19 protein-coding genes and 1 tRNA gene are annotated in these 18,360 nt (G+C 60.3%); 7 read left to right on the forward strand and 13 right to left on the reverse strand.

The features are described 5' to 3' along the window. Positions 1–81: 81 nt before the first annotated feature. The 3 genes from G6M89_RS10250 to G6M89_RS10260 form a co-directional block, all read right to left on the reverse strand. Positions 82–1,053, reverse strand: a complete 972-nt coding sequence (locus G6M89_RS10250) for a phosphoadenosine phosphosulfate reductase family protein (RefSeq protein WP_165161692.1) — start codon at positions 1,051–1,053, stop codon at positions 82–84. Positions 1,054–1,389: 336 nt separating this feature from the next. After that, positions 1,390–2,499 (reverse strand): non-hydrolyzing UDP-N-acetylglucosamine 2-epimerase, encoded by a 1,110-nt coding sequence (wecB, locus tag G6M89_RS10255; protein ID WP_165161693.1) that lies wholly within the window; start codon positions 2,497–2,499, stop codon positions 1,390–1,392. Continuing rightward, positions 2,499–3,581 (reverse strand): hypothetical protein, encoded by a 1,083-nt coding sequence (locus G6M89_RS10260; protein WP_165161694.1) that lies wholly within the window; start codon positions 3,579–3,581, stop codon positions 2,499–2,501. Before G6M89_RS10260 ends, wecB begins: the two co-directional genes overlap by 1 nt. 321 nt (positions 3,582–3,902) lie before the next feature. On the opposite strand from G6M89_RS10260, the gene G6M89_RS10265 reads away from it, so the two are divergent. Beyond that, a complete protein-coding gene (locus G6M89_RS10265) occupies positions 3,903–5,216 on the forward strand; it encodes a hypothetical protein (RefSeq protein WP_165161695.1) in 1,314 nt (437 codons plus the stop codon). A 95-nt stretch (positions 5,217–5,311) separates the two neighbouring features. On the opposite strand, the gene G6M89_RS10270 is transcribed toward G6M89_RS10265, so the two are convergent. The 3 genes from G6M89_RS10270 to G6M89_RS10280 form a co-directional block, all read right to left on the reverse strand. Then, positions 5,312–5,893, reverse strand: coding sequence for a hypothetical protein (locus tag G6M89_RS10270; protein WP_165161696.1), 582 nt, complete (start codon positions 5,891–5,893; stop codon positions 5,312–5,314). Between the two features lie 234 nt (positions 5,894–6,127). After that, on the reverse strand, positions 6,128–6,472 hold the full coding sequence (locus G6M89_RS10275) for a glutaredoxin (protein WP_165161697.1): 345 nt from the start codon (positions 6,470–6,472) through the stop codon (positions 6,128–6,130). Positions 6,473–6,552: 80 nt separating this feature from the next. After that, positions 6,553–7,185 carry a class I SAM-dependent methyltransferase gene (locus G6M89_RS10280; protein ID WP_165161698.1) on the reverse strand — a complete coding sequence of 211 codons (633 nt, stop codon included), beginning with the start codon at positions 7,183–7,185 and terminating at the stop codon, positions 6,553–6,555. A 131-nt stretch (positions 7,186–7,316) separates the two neighbouring features. On the opposite strand from G6M89_RS10280, the gene G6M89_RS10285 reads away from it, so the two are divergent. Then, complete coding sequence (locus G6M89_RS10285) at positions 7,317–8,030, forward strand: HAD family hydrolase (RefSeq protein ID WP_165161699.1); 714 nt, start codon at positions 7,317–7,319, stop codon at positions 8,028–8,030. Between the two features lie 137 nt (positions 8,031–8,167). On the opposite strand, the gene G6M89_RS10290 is transcribed toward G6M89_RS10285, so the two are convergent. The 5 genes from G6M89_RS10290 to G6M89_RS10310 form a co-directional block, all read right to left on the reverse strand. Continuing rightward, positions 8,168–8,395, reverse strand: coding sequence for a hypothetical protein (locus G6M89_RS10290; protein ID WP_165161700.1), 228 nt, complete (start codon positions 8,393–8,395; stop codon positions 8,168–8,170). 39 nt (positions 8,396–8,434) lie between these two features. Further along, positions 8,435–8,902: a DUF6691 family protein gene (locus G6M89_RS10295; protein WP_165161701.1), complete on the reverse strand. Its 468-nt coding sequence runs from the start codon at positions 8,900–8,902 to the stop codon at positions 8,435–8,437. Between the two features lie 109 nt (positions 8,903–9,011). Then, complete coding sequence (locus tag G6M89_RS10300) at positions 9,012–9,578, reverse strand: YeeE/YedE family protein (protein WP_165161702.1); 567 nt, start codon at positions 9,576–9,578, stop codon at positions 9,012–9,014. A gap of 86 nt (positions 9,579–9,664) precedes the next feature. Beyond that, complete coding sequence (locus G6M89_RS10305) at positions 9,665–10,462, reverse strand: succinylglutamate desuccinylase/aspartoacylase family protein (protein ID WP_165161703.1); 798 nt, start codon at positions 10,460–10,462, stop codon at positions 9,665–9,667. Positions 10,463–10,562: 100 nt separating this feature from the next. Further along, positions 10,563–11,108, reverse strand: a complete 546-nt coding sequence (locus G6M89_RS10310; protein WP_165161704.1) for a DUF309 domain-containing protein — start codon at positions 11,106–11,108, stop codon at positions 10,563–10,565. A gap of 137 nt (positions 11,109–11,245) precedes the next feature. Here G6M89_RS10310 and G6M89_RS10315 point away from each other — a divergent pair, with 137 nt between their 5' ends. The 5 genes from G6M89_RS10315 to G6M89_RS10335 all read left to right on the forward strand — a co-directional run bounded on the left by G6M89_RS10315 (position 11,246) and on the right by G6M89_RS10335 (position 15,395). Next, entirely contained in the window at positions 11,246–11,392 is a 147-nt protein-coding gene (locus tag G6M89_RS10315; RefSeq protein WP_165161705.1) for a hypothetical protein, read from the forward strand. Positions 11,393–11,450: 58 nt separating this feature from the next. Continuing rightward, positions 11,451–11,533: transfer RNA gene (locus G6M89_RS10320), tRNA-Leu, on the forward strand. Between the two features lie 287 nt (positions 11,534–11,820). Continuing rightward, entirely contained in the window at positions 11,821–13,347 is a 1,527-nt protein-coding gene (locus G6M89_RS10325; protein WP_165161706.1) for an HTTM domain-containing protein, read from the forward strand. A gap of 53 nt (positions 13,348–13,400) precedes the next feature. After that, entirely contained in the window at positions 13,401–14,210 is an 810-nt protein-coding gene (locus G6M89_RS10330) for an inositol monophosphatase (protein ID WP_165161707.1), read from the forward strand. A gap of 57 nt (positions 14,211–14,267) precedes the next feature. Beyond that, complete coding sequence (locus G6M89_RS10335) at positions 14,268–15,395, forward strand: DUF63 family protein (RefSeq protein ID WP_165161708.1); 1,128 nt, start codon at positions 14,268–14,270, stop codon at positions 15,393–15,395. Between the two features lie 79 nt (positions 15,396–15,474). On the opposite strand, the gene G6M89_RS10340 is transcribed toward G6M89_RS10335, so the two are convergent. Then, the gene (locus tag G6M89_RS10340) at positions 15,475–17,010 is read right to left on the reverse strand and encodes a TrkH family potassium uptake protein (protein WP_165161709.1); all 1,536 of its coding nucleotides are present in this window, start codon (positions 17,008–17,010) and stop codon (positions 15,475–15,477) included. Then, the gene (gene trkA / locus G6M89_RS10345) at positions 17,011–18,345 is read right to left on the reverse strand and encodes a Trk system potassium transporter TrkA (protein ID WP_165161710.1); all 1,335 of its coding nucleotides are present in this window, start codon (positions 18,343–18,345) and stop codon (positions 17,011–17,013) included. Positions 18,346–18,360: the final 15 nt, after the last annotated feature.

An 18,360-nucleotide genomic window follows, 5' to 3' on the forward strand; every position in this document is an offset into this window, starting at 1 on the left:
CCATCAGAAACGCTTGCTACCTGTGCTGGCGCGAAAATCAAACCCTGTCGAGGTACTCAGTGAGGCCGTACCGCCTCGAGTCTACATGTAGCCGAGGTCGCGCAGACGCTCCATCAGGTCCTCTTTGTCCTGGGCGCGGCCTGCGCGCTCGGTCGTCTCCTCGAGGTTCTGCAACCATGCAGGGTCTTCTTCGGTCTTTTCGGTACTGATCTCGCTGCCGAGCGAGCGGAAGCCTTCCCAGTACTTCGGCGAGACTGGGGTGTCCGCAGGCTCGAGGTCATCCGGCAGGTCGTCTTTGCCTTCGGGGACGTAGCCCTCGTCTGGGAACTCGTCGACGGTGTCCGGGACGACGAAGTCCCAGAAGGCCTCCCAGACCGCAGCCTCGTCGAACTGCAGGATGGGCTGGACACGGTCGTGTGGCGGGTAGATGTCCGGGTCGTGGCGCTCCGAGAAGAACGTCTCGTCGGCGCGAGCCTCCTGTTCATCCCAGCGGACGCCCGAGAGAATGCCGTCGATGTCGTGCTCCTCGAGTGCGTCGTTGAGCGCGACGGTCTTCAGCAGGTGGTTGCCCGCGTAGGTGTCGAGCAGGAACGGGAACGTGTCCTCTTCGTACTCGAGGATGTTCTCGACGTGGTGCTGGTTGTGGTCGGAGAGTTCGTCGATTGGGATGTCGTCGCCCGGCTCTAAGTCGTTGGCCTCGACGTACTGGCCGATGTCCTCGTTGCGCGCGTAGACGACCTCGAGACCCCATTCGTCAGCCCAGGAGTCGACGAAGTCGTGAATGTCGTCGAAGTGCTGGTAGTGGTCGATGAAGATTGCGGGCGGAACCTCGAGATCGAAGCGCTCGGCGACCTGCGTCACGAAGTACAGCACGAGCGTCGAGTCCTTCCCGCCGGTCCACATCACGGCCGGGTTCTCGTACTGCTCGAGACCCTGGCGGGTGACCTCGATCGCCTTCTCGATTTTATCGTTGATATGCGGATAGTCCGCGGGATCTTCGCCGGTGCCATCGTCGTAGTCGACGTCGACGTAGTCGGGGAAGTTCTCGGTCATTTCGTGTAATTAGATATAATTACCACACTTAAACCGTTTGGGGGAGCGGAAACCTCTGACGGAATTTGAGACGGGACGAAAACGGTGGTGGTTGTTCTCACTCGGCGAAAGACGTACCCTGAATCGCGAACTCGAGTTCATTCCTTTTGCACTACAGCGGGTTCTCTGGTGCCTAATCGAGCGTTCGTGTGTGACGATAGTGTATAACACAGCGAACAGAGACTCGCGTCACTGTCGAGGGACTCACCGTTCTCACGCGGACAACAGAGGCGGCAATATTGGGGCACACCACAACTTCATGGCTGCCAATGATGGGGCGACCTGACTCGAGTTTCCTCAATCGAGCGACGGGGCTTCGATCTGCTGGTCTGCGTCGTCAGTCTCGAGTGCCTCCTGCAGCAGGGCCACGATGCGCTCGCTGGCGGACCCGTCGCCGTAGGGCTGTGGGCGCGCGTCGAGTTTCCAGTCAGTCACGAGTGCCTCACGGATCAGGTCTGCATTCGGGCCAACAAGCTGGTTCCAGCCACAGTCAACCGTTTCAGTCCACTCGGTTTCCTCGCGCATCGTGACACAGCGCGTCTCCAGGAAGAAGGCTTCCTTCTGGACGCCGCCGGAGTCGGTCACGATCCGTTCAGCCCCATCGAGCAGGCGCACGAAGTCGAGATACCCCTGTGGCTCGATAATCTCGAGGTCCTCGTTCGCGCGCTCCCAGAGGCCGTAGGTCTCAAGCCGGTCAACCGTTCGCGGGTGTGCCGGGAACACGACCGGGACGGGTGCGCTCGCAAGCCCGTCCAGAATCGCCTCGAGATTGCCCCGGTCGTCCGTGTTGCTCGCCCGGTGGACTGTCGTTAGGATGAACTCGTCCTCCTCGAGGCCGAGATCCTCGAGAATGGAGGAACTATCACGGGCGCGCTCGCGTGCGGCGAGGATTGCATCGTACATCACGTCACCCGTCCAGTGGACGCCATCGACGATCCCCTCGTTTGCGAGCGTCCCGACAGCGTCCTCGCTCGGCGCGAAGCACATGTCGGAGGCATGGTCCGTCAGAATCCGGTTGATCTCCTCGGGCATATCGCGGTTACCGCTTCGCAGTCCTGCCTCGACGTGAGCGACTGCGACATCGCGTTTCGAGCCGACGATTGCCCCGGCGAGCGTCGAGTTGGTGTCGCCGTACAGCAAGATAGCGTCGGGATCGGTTTCTTCAATCACCGGCTCGAGTTCGGCGATCATCCGCGCCGTCTGTCGGCCGTGGGTGTCGGATTCGACGCCGAGGTTGTACTCTGGTTCGGGGATGTCGAGTTCGTCGAAGAAGACGTCGGACATCTCCTTGTCGTAGTGCTGGCCGGTGTGAACCAGCACCTCCTCACCGACGTCGCGGATCTTTCGAGACACTGTGGCGGCCTTGATGAACTGCGGGCGCGCGCCGACGACCGAACAGACCCGCATCAGTTGACCCCCCGTGGTGAGAGGTTGACTTGAACCGGCTCAGTGTTCGTGTCGCTGTACGCCAGTGCAACGTCCGAAATAACGTCCGTGAGATTCACCATGTCTTCGACGTAGTCGTTTCGCCGCTGCTCCCACCGCTCGGGAGCTGACTCATCCGCAAGCAGTTCCTGTGAGCGCTCGAGGACCGCCTCGAACTCACCGATATTTTCGACGAGCCCCTGCTTCTCGAGTTCGAGGAAATTGCCCATATCGTCCTCGCCGACGAAAGAGTTCGACCGGAGCGCGGGCGTCCCAAGGAGCGCCGCCTCCGTGATCATCGTCTGCGTATCCGCGACCAGCAGAGCGGCCTCGTTGAGCGCGTCGTGCATCCGCGCCGGGTGGAGATCGAATTTCCGCGCCGGCAAGTCCTCGAACTCGAGGTCACCGCCTTCATCGGAGACGAAAATCGTGGCGTGGTCGGCAAGTTCCGAGAGCAACTCACGGCGCTGTTCGATCGAAAAGCCCTGTCGCCCAACGTCGTGGTGGCCGTTGAAGGCGTTGAATCGGACGATAGCGTAGGATTCGTCTTGATCGACGCCCAGATCGTCACGGACCGACTTGTCCGCCTCGAACACGTCAGGGTGGAGATACGCGGATTCTTTGAACCCCTCGAACTCGTAGTGTTTCGCCCCGAGATCCTTCTGGAACGCAGCCGGCGTCAGAAACGCCTGGACGAACGGCCGGGAGACGACGTGATCAAGCGAGGGCTCGGAGTCGAGCACGGCAATCGCCGGCGTTCGCGTGATCGTCCCCGTGTAGGCCGCATACGGGCCGATTCCAAAGATCACGTCCGGATCGAACTGGCGGGCTTGCGTGCCGATTGTGGCCAGATGCGCCGGCAGTTCCCAGGCCAGCGAGTGCAGCGACTCCGAGCGATCACCGTAGGTCTCGTAGGGCACGTCGTGATACGAGAGCAGGGTTTCGGTGAACTCGTCGTTACGCGCGAGAACGAGTACATCGTGTCCATCATCCTCGAGTTGAGTGACCGTGTGTTTGTACAGATGGACGTGTGCCGGCGTGTTATTAAAGAAGAGACAGCGCACGTCGTATCACCTCGTAGCTCATGACATCTATCCCTTCCAAAACGCGCTATATCGTTATCAGCGTGCTACTGCTATCGGGGGCAGCATACCGCTCGAGAGCGGACAACGGCGGCCAGTTTTTCGCTACGTAACGGTCGGATTGTCGCGGTAGTTCACTCCCTAAATACCGCGTTGGGTCAGCTTACAGTCGAAAGAGACTGCTACCTCCCTGTTGCAACTCACTACTCTCGCTTGCCCAGTTGTAGTACAGACGTACGACACTGCTGTGATCGATAGACGACAGCGAAACGCACATTACACCGGGCTGATGAGTCAGTGGTGATGGTCCCCACTCCTCCCTCACCAACTCGCCGACAACTTCTCGGCGGCGTTGCCGGTGCCGGCATCCTCGGCAGCGGTGGTACCGTCGCCGTTGGCCTCCTGCGCCCGACTGCCCTCCCAAATGTGGTTGCTGACTGGGCAACAAACGCATACCCAACGCCGCCACCGGCGAATTCACATTGGCACCCCCCAGTAACCGACGACCATGCTCGTGACGCGATTTCGCTGCTCGAGGAGACCGTCGAGGAAACGACGACGCTTCGCGAGGGAATCGATAGCGACGAGTACCACCTCCGCGGCATCGGCGCCGGCGTCGAGCGCGCCACCGAGTCACTCGAGGATGGAAACGCCCACGACGCCCTGTCCGAGGTCACCTACAGCATGCAGTTCGCCGCTGAGGAACTGGGGAAAGCACGAGCAATACGCGACGAAGCGGACCTCGAGGCACTCGCGGAACGCTCGTTCGCCGTGTACGATCGGATCGACGCCGTCTTCGAGGCGCTCGAGCCCTACCCTGTCGTCGACCCCGAACGCGATCTGGCGTGGTACGCCGAAATCGAAGCGGAACTGCAGTTGAGCGAGCATCACGTCAGTTGGGCCGACCTCGAGGCGTTTCGTGATGATGAAGATGCAGATCCACCAGACAGTACAGCGTACGAGCCGCGCGAAATTGGTGATATTACGGCTGGGGTACGACAGGCAGAACTCGCCATCGAAACCGCCGAGCGCTACCACGACCTGCTGGCAGACGAGATTGGCGATGCCGGCAGCGAGTACGGCGATCACCTGCGGACGCTCGCCGCCGATCTCGAGGCCGACGTCGAGTCGCGGTACGTTGATGACGATATCGAGACGTACGGCCCCTATGAATACGCACACAGTGAGCTTGCACACTGGTCTTTTCCGAGCGTCTCCCCACCATGGGAGCGACTCCGTTCAGAATCCCGAACGCTCATCACACTCGAACTGGCACAGGCGCTCGTCAACTGGCGTGCCCACGAGTTCGCAGCCGACGATCTCGTGATCGAGCCGGGGCAATCGTCGTTCGATCCTGGCCACGTCTTCGACGGAAAACGCCGTGCGCGGTCGACCTACCAATCGGAGATCGGGTCAGATCCCAGCCCACTTCTCGCTGAACTGGCCGAGCGGGGAATCATGGATCTACGGGTCGCGACGATTCGTCGCGACTCCTGGGACAGCGACAACTGGAGTGCGTGGCGCGAGCGAGTGCAAGCATACTGCTACGTACTCATCAGTCACGCACGACTCCGCGAGTATCCGGCCGTTTACGACCGTATTCTCGAGCCGATGTGAGCTCTCTTCAGGCCGGTGATCAAGAATTAGTGTTGTGACTCGAAATACGAAGTAGTGTGGTGTCCGGAGAGACACCAGAACCGGTCTATGCGGTGTTAGTCGCTGATGAACTTGTTGTCGCGCCAGTTGACACCGCCGTCTCCTGAGCCGTGGTCGCGTGGCCCCTCGACGACCTCGATGTCTGCCGGGCGCGGTTCGCCGTCGACGATTCGGGTCGCCTCGAGCGTGCCGCCGTGTTCCGAAATGGCGGTCAGCGTGCCCTTTTCAGCGGCCTCCGCGATGGTACAGAGCACGAGGAACATCTCGTACTGGAGCAAGGAGTTCTGGAGGACGGTCTCGCGGTCGCCTTTGAACGCGGCGAACTCGACGAGTTCGGACTCGATTTCCTCTTCTTCCTCTTCATCCCAGCTAAAGGACTGGCGTCGCTCGTCTGGGTCTTCCTCATAGACCCGGTTTTCGGTGACGCTAGCCTTCAGCTGTGCCGTTGGTGTGTACTTGCTAACCGATTGGTCTTCGGCGACGGCTTTCAAGATGAGGGTGTTGTTTCGCCGCGTGAGTTCCACGTCGTCGATTCCCTCTGGATAACTCGCCTCGTCGATATGCTCTCGAAGGTCTTCGAGGGGCAGTTCGAGCGTCGAATGCAGCCGATAAACGTGTCTGGATTCCTCTGTTGACATAGTGGGAAGGTTGCGGCGACGGTCGCTTGGTTCTGAATACGTGGGCGTGACTTATATGATCTGCTATTAAATGCGTTGCCCTCCACCCCGGATAAATTTAAGTCACTAATTAGAGTGCGTTTTCCTCTCGAGGCGGAATACCAGCTACGCAAGCGATATTGGGGTCATTGAAATCCAGGATCGAACCGACCGTGTGACTGTATAATCGCGAGAAACCGTTCAATTGCGCGCGGGCTACTCCGCGTTCAGCGTCGCCGCGAGTTCGTCTCGCTCCTCGAGTTCCTCGAGAATGTCAGACCCCCCGACGAACTCGCCGTCGACGTAGGTCTGTGGAATCGTCTCCCAGCCGCTGTGTTCGTTGAGTGCCGTTCGATACTCATCGAGCGACTCGAGGACGTCGACCGTCTCGTAGTCGTCGCGGTGGTGATCGATCAGGCCGAGTGCCTTGCGCGAGTAGCCACACTGAGGCATCAGCGCAGTGCCTTTCATGAAGAGGACAACGTCGTTCTCCTCGAGAACCTGTTCGACTTCTTCGGTGACTTCGTCCTGGTCGAGACCCTGATTCGGTGGGAAGTCCATGCCCATCTGTATGGACGTCAGAGGGATAGACTTTGCGTCGTCTCACCATCGGGTGTCTCGCATCGGTACGCGTGAGCCAGTCAGGAGTCCTCGAGTCGCGCGAGAAACACCGTCCAGTTTGCGTCCTCGTCGGCGAGTTCGTCACCGACGAGCCACTCATCACGGATCTCGAACCCGGCGTTCCGTAGCTGCTCGCGCGTCCGCTCCGCACCAGCGATATGCCACTGCATTTCGACGCCGCTTGCGAGCCAGTCCGGATTCGAGCCCTGCCAGTCGTTGGTTCCCTCGGTCAGCAGCAGGAATCCGCCGGGGCGCAACACGCGCGCGAACTCGTCGATCACCGCTTGATGGTCGTCCTCCGGGACGTGTATCACCGAGTGGAAGGCCGTCACGGCATCGAACGCGTTTGGTTGGACCGGCAGCGCTGTCATGTCGCCACGCGAGAGCGCCACGGTGGGCGCACCGTCGCGTGCGAATCGTAACTGTTCGCGTGACAGATCGATCCCAACCGTCTCGAGATCTGGCTCACTGTTTACCCGACGGAGTACCGGATCACCCTGTCCGCAGCCAACGTCGAGAAGCCGAGCAGCGTCAGGGAGGCGCTCGAGGAGGGTCTCGAGTAGCTCGCCTTCTCGGTCATCGGGATCGCGCTCGGTGGCGTAGGTTTCCGCCAGACCGTCGTAACCCCGACGGACGACGTTTTTGTCGACCATACGATCTGTTCGGGAACCAGCCTGTTAGGAGTTTATGCCGTGTGTGTACTAGTATAATGTGCAAACTGAATGCACAGCACGCGAACGAGCCATTCGTTCACTTGATCTGTGAGTAGTCCATCAGCGATCCAGTGGATTTAGATTCTATCTTATTGATGTTTGGGGTGATGGGCGATATTAAGGCCGTCTGTTTCGACCTCGATGGAACGCTTTGTGTGAGAGACCAGTCCGATGAAGAGGTCTATAAAGCAGTATTTGACCGGGTAGAGGCTCCAGCGTTTTTTGATTTAGATGATGTTTATGCAGTCGATTACAGCTCACTTCCAAAAGCTAACTCCGATAGAGAACAGTATGAACATGTCTATCGCGCTATTTGTCGGAACATCAGTGCTGATCCGAGTTATGCGCCCACACTTGCTGAGGCGACGCTCGAGGTACTTGATCCGACCGCTGTCTCGTTCCGAGACGGTGCAAACAAGGTATTGGAGTATGTCCAAGAAACGTATGCTGTTGGACTCATCACTGCCGGTTCCGAAGAGACACAACTCGCAAAAGTAGAGACGCTTGGTATCCAGGATGCCTTTGACGTTACTGTCTGCTGCGGGCCCGGGACTGGAATCAAATCGAAGCCTGATCCAGAACCATTCGAGATTGCTCTAGACGAACTCGGAATTTCCTTTGAACGATCTATCTACGTGGGGAATCAGCATGATCGTGATGTTGTTGGTCCCCAACGTGCCGGGATGCAGACTGCATGGGTGCCGGAGAAAGATGTGTCTTCGAATCCGAACCCAGAACCGACATTTCGTCTTTCATCGATGCGCGAAATCACCGACATTCTCTAACTATTCGTTTGATCTACACCTCTAGCGTTTCCGCATGGAGGCAGAGAGAACTTCTATATGTCAACATGTATTACTTGGCGAGTATCGCGAATAATACTGAACAACGACCTGTGCACTGATCTACTGTAGACTCAGCGCTATGACCGGAGCCATCGATACAGCCCAACTGCACCGATACCGGCGATGACGAGCCAGCCCGCGACCGTCAGGGCCGCCAGCACTGGTGCACCGGCCCCAGGACCCGGTAAACGCGATCCCGTTCCCTCGAGCAGCCCAAGCCAGCGAGCACCGACGATGGCGACGGCTAGCAGGCAAAGAAGGAGGACTCGAGTGCGGAGGTGTTTCTTGTACGTCTCGAAGTCCATTCACCAGTTGATTATCAGTCGCAGCAAAAAGCCGTCCGGTCAGTCGGCTGCCGTCGCCGGGGCCTCGTCATCGGCTCGAGTCGAGCGGACGAACCCTTGGATGTACGCGCCGACGAACATGCCGGCGATGCCATAGAGGATGAAGATGTTTCCGACGCCGAGGCTCGCGTAGGCTGCGCCGGGGCAGATGCCCGACAGGCCCCAGCCAACGCCGAAGATGCCGCCGCCGAGGACGACGTTCCTGTCGAGGGTCTTCAGCCGACGGGCGTAGGTGCTGCCGGTCAGCGGGGCCGTACCCCGGACAAATCCGATGCCGAAGAAAGTAATTCCCGTGATGACCGCCGCGCCGCCCATGACGAACAGCAGGCCGAAGTCCTCGAACTGCAGGAAGTTGAGCACGACCTCGGGTTGGGCCATGTGACTAAAGCCGAGACCGAAGCCGAAGATCAAGCCGCCGACGAACACCAGCGGCATGAACAGCGGATGCTGCTCGTGCTCGGCGCTCATCGCTCACGCCTCCGTTCCTGTCGGTGTTCGCGGCTCGCGGGTCGCTCGCTCATTCTCGCGTTCACTCCCCGCTCGCTGTGCCGGGATTCTCGCGCGGCTCGAATCCCGCTCATGGACTCACCCCCAGTGCTGCAACCAGTTGGGCGACGCCGATTGCCACCAACAGGAAGGTCGCAACGCCGACGAACGACGCACTCGAGGCCGAGCCGACGCCACAGACGCCGTGGCCGGAGGTACAGCCCTTCCCGACGCGGGTGCCGATTCCGATCAGAATTCCGCCGAGGAACAGCCGCCAGGGATCGACGTCGGTCAACCAGAGCGTGATTCCGCCGACATCGTACAGTTGCCCCGTCGTGGCGGACTGGTGGAGTCCGCTCGAGACAAGTCCAGACTGGAAGGTCAGCGCATAGACGGCCGCACCGGCGACGATGCCGAGCGTAAAGACGACGCGCCAGTCACGCGAGGGACGATACTGTTGGAAGCGCGAAAGACTCGAGCCGTACGAGAGTGTCGACTCGAGGAACGTACTTGCGCCAGCGGCGATACCTGTGCCGAAATAGATAACGGCGGTTCCCAGTCCAACCAGCAGGCCACCGATCGCGTAGTGGCTCACCCCATTGGGGAACAGCTCCGCCACCATTCCGACGAACAGTGAGAGCTGCAGTGTTGCAGTCATTATACACGAGAAGGAATCGTCTGCCTATCAATGCTCCCCACGCGGGGAAACTTGTGCGTATCTCGGAGACAAATTAGTGGGTCAGCTCAGTCAGCCGCTGTTGGCGACGTCAGAACCTCGAGTTTCTCGGCGGCATAGCCAAAGACCTCGCTGTAGCCGTGTGAGGACATGAGAATGGGGTAAAACGCCTCCTGGGCGACCTGTTTCTCGCCGTCGGCTGCAGCGAACGGATCGCCGGGGGCGACCTTAGCGAAGTTGTCAACGAACACTTCGTACGTGTCAGCGTCGGCTTTGCGGATCACATCGGTCAGCCGAAACACGGGCAGATCGCGCCGCATCGTATCACCGGGAAGTGCACCGACCGCCGTCAGGAACGCTCGAGTGAGTCGGTCCGCGTTCTGGGCGGCCGTCTCCGAGCCTTGCAAGCCACACTCGACTTCGATGGTGTTGATTTCAGTGAAGAGTCGGCCTTCGGCGAAGTCACTGGTTTCGACCATCGCCGCAACCGGAAGCTGCGGGACGATCCGTTTCGCAGTCTGGCTGACCCCGTTGACGATGGCAAAGGGCTCGGCGTGACTCTGCGTTGAGTGCATCGAAAACGTGTGACAGCCCTCGAGTTCTTCGACGAGTCGATGTGCAAGCTCACCTTCGTGTGTCTGTGCAGTGGGATCGCCCGGGAACGCACGATTCAAGTCTTCGTCGACGAACCGGACCTGTCGCTCGAGGGCTTTCTCGTTTGCAATGACGAGTTTGACCGGTCGTTCGACAGTTGGCCGTTCGTCTAACAGCCGCTTGACGGCGCGAACGCCACAGGGTTCGTCGCCGTGAATGCCAGCGACGACCGCGAGTTCCGGCGTTCCTGACCCGAGCTGTGCAACTTTCATAGACAGCACAACGGCCTGCGACGCAAAAGGCCGTTCGGTTTCTCACACCGTCAGGAAAGGTTGTGTGTTGATGTCTCGCACGAATTGGGCAGCGAGATGCTCACTCCTCGAGTGCGTGAATGTAGTCGTAGTCGACTGAGCGAGCTGTGGGGCGCTCGCCATCGAGTGGAATCTGCCACCCGTCGACGCGTTCGGGTTCTTCGAGGGCGTTCGTGAGTGTCGTGCGAACCTCGAGAACGTCGACGCCGTAGTAGTCCGTGGGTACGCCCTGAAAGTACTGCAAGGCTGTTTCGAACAGCGAGCGCATGCCGGCGTCGTCTCCTCGCGGGCGTTGCCCGCTCGGACGGTCCGCGGAACTTCGTTCCGCGCTATTCTCGAAGTCGACCCGTTTGTACGCGCCCGCGGCGACCTGGACCATGCCATGGAGGAAGGCGCTTTCCTCGCTGCCGCGGCCATAATTGTACCACTCGAGTTCGAAGCAGTCGTGGCTCTCGTGGTATGCGCCGTCGTTAAACAGCCTGACGCCGTGGACGATTGCCTGTCGGAGTGTTGCGTGTGTCCAGCGCTCGTCAGCCTCGAGCCACCCTGCGGGCGTCTGCCCCCGCGGTGGTGGGTTGACGCTTGGGTCGCTGGTGTGGTCGTCCATACCTGACCGTTGTGGTGCCTGACGGGTATACTGTTCGCTGTCTGGCCGAATCGTGGCGCTCGCCGCTTGAGGAGTATATAACGCGAGCACCAGTGCAGGGCAACCACTACGCCAGCGCGCACTCGGTCCTCGAGTGAATGCACCATCCCGACGGCAACTGTCGAACGTGTGGCGAGCGCCTGTACGAACACATCGCGGGCGACTATCAGTGTCTCAACTGTGACCGGCGCTACGAGCGCACAGGACTCGAGTGTGGCAGCGTGTTTCGTCGGCGTAACCGGTGACGGACCCGACGGAAAATCGCAGAGTATTCAAGCAATTACCTCCAATCACTACTCGCGTGCGAGGGTAGCCAAGCGGCCAACGGCGGCGGACTCAAGATCCGCTCGTGTAGACGTTCGTGGGTTCGATTCCCTCCCCTCGCATTGCAGTGAGGCGCATACCGCGCCGAACGAAAATGCACGGAGGGATCGAATGACGCCGGGGTTCTGCGCTTCGCGCAGGTTCCCGGAGGTAGTTCGATTCCCTCCCCTCGCATCGTATACGGCGAAACCACGCCGTCAAAGATGCGGAAGATCAGCACGATGCGATCTTCCCTCGCAAATTCTCACAGCACAACCCCATAGTCAGAGGCTCGCCACTCGAGGAGAAAACATATACTCAGACAGTGAGAACGCCGCCAGCAACGCGAATACGCTGGACGTAGGTTCACATGACGGCTGGGCAAGCAGACACTGCAAATGAAACACCGCCGACTCCCGCTCGAGCGGCGGCTCACTCACTCCGGTCTGCCGTCCGCGCCCGTCTCGGAATCGACCTGCGCGCCCTCGCTGCGTTCCGCATTGCACTCGGGGCAATCGTCCTCGCGGATTTACTGTTGATTCGACTGCCCGGACTGCGGACGTTCTACACTGATCAGGGAACGTTGCCTCGAGATGCGCTCGCGCAGTCGTTTCCGACGTTCGAGGCGCTGTCACTGCACGCGCTGTCGGGGTCGCTCTGGGTGCAAGGGCTGCTAATCGGAATAGCCGCAGTCGCGGCTGGCTGTTTGCTGGTGGGGTATCGAACCCGCCTCGCGACGGCAATTTCTGCGGTCTTGCTCGCGTCGGTGTTCGCGCGCAACCCGTACGTGCTCAACGGCGGCGATACGATCATGCTCTCTGTGTTGCTGCTGGGCCTTTTCCTTCCGCTTGGGGCTCGTTGGTCGGTGGACGCCTGTCGGCGCGGAGACCGGCAAACCGAGCCTGAGAGTAGCCGCATCTGTACCGTCGCAACCGCAGTCATCCTCGTCCATTTCGTCGGCATCTACGCAGTAAATGGGATTCTCAAGTTCCGCAGTGAGGCGTGGATGACCGGCACCGCTGTCCAGCGGATTTTCCATCTCGAGCAGTACGTTGTCCTCCTCGGTCCGTTCCTCACAGACTTCTCGGCGCTGCTCACGGCGGCAAACTGGGCCTGGGTCGCGCTTTTAACTGTCTCACCGCTGCTGCTACTGACCACAGGGCGGCTTCGCCTCGCGCTCGCGGGCGCGTTCATCGGTGCCCAACTCGGGCTCGGCGTGACGATGCGTCTCGGCGCGTTCCCGTTCGTGATGGTCGCCATCCTGCTGTTGTATCTTCCACCGGACGTCTGGGACCGCTTCGAGGACACACTCGAGGCACACGTTCCGGCGCGCTATCGCGCGCTCGAGTCCACACCGACGACGGCGAAACCGACGATTGCAGAGCACGTGCCAGCAACACTCCGTCGCACCGGGCGTATCGCTGTGGCCATGGCGCTCGTCTGTGGACTCGTCGCCGTGGTGGGCTGGCAGGCAATTGCGCTTGGCTTTCTCGAGACGCCGGAACCTGTTACGGCAGCAATCGACGACGATATCGAGGGCGCAAGCTGGGCGTTTTTCGCGCCGAATCCACCGGAGGGCTACTGGTGGTACGCCTGGGAGGCAGACCTCGAATCCGGCGAGACGGTTGGAACACTCACCGACGAGTCGGGTGCGATCGATCGACCACCGGACGCCGCCGACCGGGACCCGTCCGTGCTCTGGAAACGCTACGGCTCGGAACTGCGCTATGCGCCCGCATCACAGTACGAGCCATTGGCTGCGTACTATTGCGAGCAGGTGGCGGCGGACGGCGAGTCAGCCGAATCAGTGACCGTCTACAAACTCGAGCAGCCGGTCGACGCCGACGGGCCGACTGGCGACCTCGAGCATGATGCGCGTCTCGAGTATGCGTGCTAACCGTTCACATCGCGAATCGCTAGGTCTTTTCGCCCCGGACTCGCAGTTGTGCCATGAGCGAACACGACGACGCGACGCGACGGGCGACCGTCGCACTCGAGGCGGCCGAAGCGGGTGCCGAAATCGCACTCGACTCATTCCGGGGCGAGTTGGATATCGACTACAAAGACGGGAAAACGGACGTCGTCACCCAGAGCGACCGGGATGCACAGGAGCGCGTCATCGAGATTCTCGGCGAGACGTTCCCGGACGATCCGGTCGTCGGTGAGGAAGAAGATGCACTGAAGCAGGTGCCCGCAGAGGGACCGGCCTGGATCGTCGACCCCATCGACGGCACGAACAACTACGTCGACGGCGTGCGAGCGTTTGGAACGGCCGTCGCAGCCGTCGTCGACGCCGAACCGGTCGCGGCGGCGACGGTCTGTCCGGCGCTGTCCGATACGTATCGAGTGGGTCCCGAAGGCGTGTTCCGAAACGGTGACTCGCTTGCAGTGAGTGACTGTACGGACCCGGAGGCTGCCCACGTCTGTCCGACCTTCTGGTGGAACTTCGACGACCGCGACGAGTACGCCGCCGCAACGCGCGCGCTCGTCGAACGCTTCGGCGATATCCGGCGCTACGGCTGTGCCCAACTCGAGCTTGGCCTCCTCGCGGCGGGCGCACTCGAAGGCGTCGTCACGAACAAGCAGGCGAACCCGTGGGATACGGTCGCAGGCGTGGCCTTGATTCGGGAAGCGGGCGGCCGCGTGACCGATCTCGAGGGCGAGCGCTGGCAACACGATAGCCACGGCTTAGTGGCCTCGAACGGCGCGATTCACGAGGACGTACTCGAAGCAGCGCAGGAAATCGAATCGACAACGTAGTCTCGAAAACTGCAGGAAACCGGAAACGGTAAGCAGCCACCGTTCCGCCTATCGATCATGTACGAGTATATCGAGCGGTACGGCCCGGAGCGTGTCTGGGCCGCCGCCGTCCTCGTGCTCGTTGTGGGAGTAACGCTTGCAGCGGCTGCATTCCCAGATCGAGTGTACGTCGATCTCATCTGGCAGTATTACTGGGGACCGGTCGTCGCAGACGCCCATGGCTGGGGCGAAGTCGCCTGGGCTGGCGGCGAACAGATCAACGCCGCCGAGGCCGGTCCCGACGACGGACCGTTCGCCGAGCCCGGCTACACGTTTGTCTCCTATGCGGGGTACATCCCGACGCTGATCCTCGGTGTTATCGGGATCATCTTCCTCATCAAGCGTCTCGGAATCGAGCGCTACCGTGCCGGCTTCTACGGGCTGTTCCCGTTCATGCTCTTTGGCGGAGCACTCCGCGTCGTCGAAGATGCAAACGTCGCGGCCTACCGTGCCACAGGTGATCTCGCAATCGAACTCCCGTGGTCTGGCTTCCTGATCAGCCCGCTGATCTACTTCGTCGTCTTCATCATCGCGGCAATCGCCGTCACCGTCTCGGTCTGGCTCGAGCGCGAGGAGTACGTCTCTGGCTATGAGTACCCGCTGTTTGGGATTGGCACAGTGTTGCTCACAGTGACGGTTGGCTACCTCGGCTACCTCGCTGCCGTCCACGAGTACGCAACCTTCTACCCGTACCTGCTGTTGACGACACTCGTCGGGGCGACGCTCTCGACGGTGATCGTCTGGTACCTAATCGTCACATTCGCGCCCGGCCTCAACCGCGGGACGCAGTTCATGGGATTCGTCGTTATCTGGGCACACGCCGTCGACGGGGTCGCGAACGTGATTGGCCTCGATTGGGCAGTTGCGTTCGGACATGCGAACAACCTCGTTCCCAAGCATCCGGTCAACGCGGCAATCGTCGACATTACGGGCTCGGCTCTGCCACCGGAAATCGTCGACATCACCGGTGAAGCGTGGCCGTTCCTGTTCGTCAAGCTCGCGGCTGCTGTCGTCGTCATCTGGATCTTCAACGAGGAGGTCTTCGAGGATAGCCCGCGATATGCAATCTTGCTCATGATTACCGTCGTCGCCGTCGGGCTCGGCCCCGGAACGCGGGATATGCTTCGGGCCACGTTCGGCGTCTAACTGCGACTCGAGCGATTCAACTCTCTTTTTGGCACTTGGTCGGACGACAGTTTGGTGAAACGAGCGACGAAGACGGCACTCAGTCCGTCCAGTAGGCTTTTGTCAGCAACACGAGCACCGGGAAGAGTTCGAGCCGGCCAATCCACATGAGACCAATCATGAGAAGCTTTGAGGTCACCGGGAACTCACCGTAGCCACCCATCGGACCGGTGACTTCACCGAGTCCCGGTCCGATATTTCCAAGTGTCGCAATCGATGCGCTGATCACGTCCAGTAACTCGAGGTCGAGTCCGACCCGTGCGGCGTCCGCAGCGAATAGTCCAACGCCAACGAAGAAGATCACGAAGTACAACAGCGTGAACGCGTAAATTCCACGAATTGCATCTTCATCGAGGACGTGTCCGTTCATCCGAACCGGTCGAACTGCCTCGGGATGAATCGACGTAAACATCTCACGCCGGAGTGACTTGAGGATCACCAGCCAGCGGAGGATCTTGATCCCGCCGCCGGTCGATCCCGCCGAGCCGCCGATAAACATCGCAAACAACAACAGCCCCTTCGCAGGGCCACTCCAGGCATCGAAGTCCATGTTTGCGTACCCTGTCGAGTTGATCAGCGACGCGATCTGAAACGCCGCGTATCGTGCAGACCGCTCGAGGTTGCCGCCAATCTGTCCAGTCTCAGGCGTCTCGAGAGCGGAGACAAACAGGACAACGGTCGTGATGATGGTCAGCACGGAGGTCGCTCCGAGATAGAGTCGGAACTCGTTGTCTCGCAAGAGCGTTCGCGCATCGCCGGAGATGACGTGCCACCAGAGAACGAAGTTGACGCCCGCGGCGAACATGAACGGAATCACGAGCCACTGCACTATCGGTGAGAACGCTTCCATGCTGCGTGCCTCCGGCGAGAACCCGCCTGTTGGAAGGGTTGTAAAGCCGTGCGCGATGGCGTTGTAGAGGTCCATATTCGGCGCGTAGCCAAGCAGATGGAGACCGTACAGCAACGCCATGTATATCACCGTCAGCGCGAGGTAGGCGATCCAGAGCACGCGAGCGGTTTCGGCGATATGCGGCGTGAGTTTCGAGACGCCCGGTCCCGGCGTTTCAGCTTCCATCAACTGCGCCCCACCGACGGCCATCTGCGAGAGAATCGCGACTGCGAGGACAATGATCCCCATGCCGCCGAGCCACTGGGTGAGCTGGCGCCACATCATAATCGACCGCGAGTGGGTGTCGAAGGAAATGTCATCCATCACAGTCGCGCCAGTCGTCGTAAAGCCGCTCATACTCTCGAAGAGCGCATTGATGGGATGAGCGATAGCCCCATTTCCCGCGAGGATATACGGCAGTGCGCCGAAAATGGCTGCAAACAGCCAGGTCAGCGCCACGACGAGAAACGCTTCTCGAGCACCCGGGTTCGGTTCCGAATCGAGTTGCCGAAGGAGGAGACCGAATCCGGCAGTGACGGCCATCGAACTGATGAACACCCACAGATCCGCTTCACCATAGATGAGCGCAACCAGAATCGGAACGACGAACGCGAGCGAGAGCAACGCCAGTAGCGTTCCGACGAGGCTCAGCCCGGCCCGCCAGTCGACGTGTAAGTGTCGTCGCACTCAGATCGCCTCAATGACGTCCTCGAGAACGGCTGCATCAACGAAGACGACAATGTGGTCGCCTGGCTGAACCACGGTTCCCCCACGAGGCGTGATGAGTTTCCCTCGTCGAGAAATCGCCCCGATGACGACGCCGTCCGGAAGGTCAGTCACGGCCTCAACAATCGGCGTTCCAGCAAGCACGCTCTCGTTGTGCACTTCGAACTCGATGACCTCTGCCCGGTCGTGCTCGAGCATGGCGACTTTCTCCGTGTGGTCGGCACGCGTAAACCGAACGATCTCTTCGGCAGTTTCCTCTCGTGGGTTGATCGCCACGTCGACGCCGACGGTTTCGAACAGTTCCGCATACTCGAGGTTCTCGATAACGGCGACGGTTCGACCGACACCGAGTCGGCGTGCGAGCAACGACACCAACAAATTCTTCTCGTCGCCGTCGAGTGCCGAAATGACCAGATCGGCCTCATCGATGTGCTCTCGAGCGAGAAACTCGACATCGGTCGCGTCACTCTCGAGTACCATCGTATTCGGGAGTTTCTCTGCGACCGTTCTGGCACGGTCGGAGTCTTGCTCGATGAGCCGTGGCTGGTACCCGTGTTCTTCGAACTCGCGGGCCGCCTGAAAGCCGATTTCGCTGGCACCGACGATGACGATCTCGTTTCCGTTGTCTGCCGTCGCCGGGACGATATCTCTGGCAAACTCGGTCACGGCACTCGCACTTCCGATGACAACGACGCGATCTCCCGGTTGGAGGACGGTATCGCCAGTCGCGACGATCATCTCCTCCCCGCGGAAGACGCCGGCGAATGTCAACGAGTCGTACTGGTCGGCTTCGTGGACTGTCGACCCTGCAACCGGGCTCTCGGCGTCGATTTCGAACTCCGCCATTCGGACGAGTCCGCCGACAAACGTATCGACATCCTGTGTTGCCGGCAAGTCCGTAATCCGTGTAATCGCTCGAGCGGTCAGCAGATCCGTACAGACCATGAAGTCGACACCGAACGCCCCCTGTGAACCTTCCCAGGTCTCGAGCAGCGTTCGTTGCCTGACGCGAGCGATCGTAAACGCGTCGCTGATCGTTTTTGCGGTTCCACAGACGACGACGTTTGCCTCGTCGTGGTCCGTACAGGCGATAACGAGGTCCGCACGGTCGACGCCTGCCTCCTCGAGTGTTTCGCGTTCGGTTCCATCGCCCTGAAGGGCAAGGACGTCGAGCGAGTAGGTGAGGTCCTCGACGAGAGTCGAGTCGCGGTCAATGACGACGACATCGTGGGCCTCCTCGAGGTTATGTGCAATTGCGCGCCCGACTTCGCCTGCCCCGACGATGACTACACGCATCGTTTGTTCTTCACG

It is taken from the genome of Natronolimnobius sp. AArcel1, from assembly GCF_011043775.1.
Taxonomy (GTDB): domain Archaea; phylum Halobacteriota; class Halobacteria; order Halobacteriales; family Natrialbaceae; genus Natronolimnobius.